Origin of the sequence: Paludibacterium yongneupense DSM 18731 (genome assembly GCF_000422925.1) — a bacterium.
In the GTDB taxonomy this organism is placed as follows: domain Bacteria; phylum Pseudomonadota; class Gammaproteobacteria; order Burkholderiales; family Chromobacteriaceae; genus Paludibacterium; species Paludibacterium yongneupense.
Window position 1 is genome coordinate 1 of record NZ_AUGZ01000056.1, and the last position, 1,672, is coordinate 1,672.

Here is a 1,672-nt window from a genome sequence, read left to right on the forward strand (position 1 = left end):
CGCTGGTGCGCGGGGTTGCGATGGAAGCGGTCCATGCTGCCGCCCAGCAGTTCGCGCACGGCGAAGCCCGGCAACGCCTGTCTCAGCTCGCTCTCGCGCCGCGACATCAGGCTGTCGGCACTGCGGTTGATATAGATGATGTTGCGCTCGTTGTCGGCGATCATCACCGCGGTGCTGACATTGTCGAGCGCGATGCGGATGCGCGCGTTCTCGGACGCGATGCGGCGCTCCTCGGCCACGCGTGCGGCCTGTGCCGCCTGCTCGGCCAGCTCGCGCGTGCGATCCTGCCACTCGATCGCACTGCCGAGCAGCGCGCCGCCACTTCCAAACACCGGGGTCAGCGTCAAGGCGAACGTATGGCCGCCGACTTCCATCTGAACACGCTGCACCTGATGCAGGTCACCGGCATGCACGCGGCCGCCGAGCACGCTGTCGAGCGGCGTTCCCTGCAGTTCGTTGCCGGAAAAGCCCGGCACCTCCTTGCGCACATCGGGCTCGGCGTCGCGGAACATGGTGCTCACCGCCGTATTCATATAAGCCACCCGGTTCTGGCCATCGATAATCATCACATTGGCGGTCGCCACATCCAGCGCATTGCGCACGCGGATATTCTCGCGCGCCTTCTGCGCAGCCCGGCGCATATGGAAGAACAGGCTGTGCTCGTCGCCCTGGGCGACCTTCAGCTCGATGGTGACCTCGCCGCTGGCGAGTTCTTCCATCAATCTGACCGCTTCGGCCGGCTCGCCCCCCAGCTCGCGCATCAGCGAACGCGTGATCATCCAGCCGGCGACGACCGCCACCAGCCCCCCCAGCAGCAAGGAGATGCCCAGTACAAACGAAGAACGCTCAGCCGCCTGCGCATTGGAGATCGAGAGTTGCTGCGCGGTCTGCTCTTCATTGCTGGTCAGCTTGTCGATATCGGCCTGATACTTGACCTGCTCATCGCGCATCGTCGTCATCAGCAGCAACCGCGCCGGCTCGCGCTGCCCGGCCTGGAAAAGTTGCTGGAAACGGACCATATCGGCGTGATAGGCCGCGGCGGACGAACGCAGATTCTCTTGCAGGCGCATGCTCTCCGCCGATCCCTGCACGGAATCGAGCTTGGCGATGGCCACCCGCTCCGCTTCCAGCGATTCGCTGATCTTGCCGCCCAGATACGACGCTTGCTCGGGGCGATTATCGAGCAGCAGGCTGCGTGCCGCTCGCGCCCCCAGATTGACCCCGTCCTGCAAATTATTAGCGGCGTTGGCACGCGGCACATGCACGGCGGAATTCTCGCGCACGGTACGGCTCAGCTCGATGTTTGCGGCCAGAGCGACCGCGATGGCGGCGGCGAACACGAGAATCACAAACGCGAACCCCGCGGCCAGGCGATGTTTGACTTTAATCGTCATTGCAGACCCCTCTCAGGATGTCAGAACTCTTCCCATTCGTTGCCCGTCCCCGGCTTGCCGCGCGGCGCGCGGGCAAGGGGCGGCTTGACGGCCGCCAGCGGGGCGGATGAATGCATTCTTGGCGCAGCGGCACTCCGCGCGACGGCAGAGCTCGTAGCGCGGGCCGCGCGGGCCGCAGCCGCCTCCAGCCGGAAGCGGCTGACCGCGGCCGACAACTGCTGCGCCTGCTCTTCCAGCGACTCCGCCGCCGCCGCCGCTTCTTCCACCAGCGCCGCGTT

The 1,672-nt window shown here is 65.9% G+C and carries 1 protein-coding gene and 1 pseudogene; both read right to left on the minus strand.

What is annotated here, in order from left to right; genetic code table 11:
• On the minus strand, nt 1–1,394 hold a 1,394-nt coding region (locus tag G520_RS0114445), incomplete at its 3' end, for a PAS domain-containing protein (RefSeq protein ID WP_036666370.1).
• 20 nt (nt 1,395–1,414) lie between these two features.
• Nucleotides 1,415–1,672: pseudogene (locus tag G520_RS25540) on the minus strand (methyl-accepting chemotaxis protein); the annotation flags it as partial.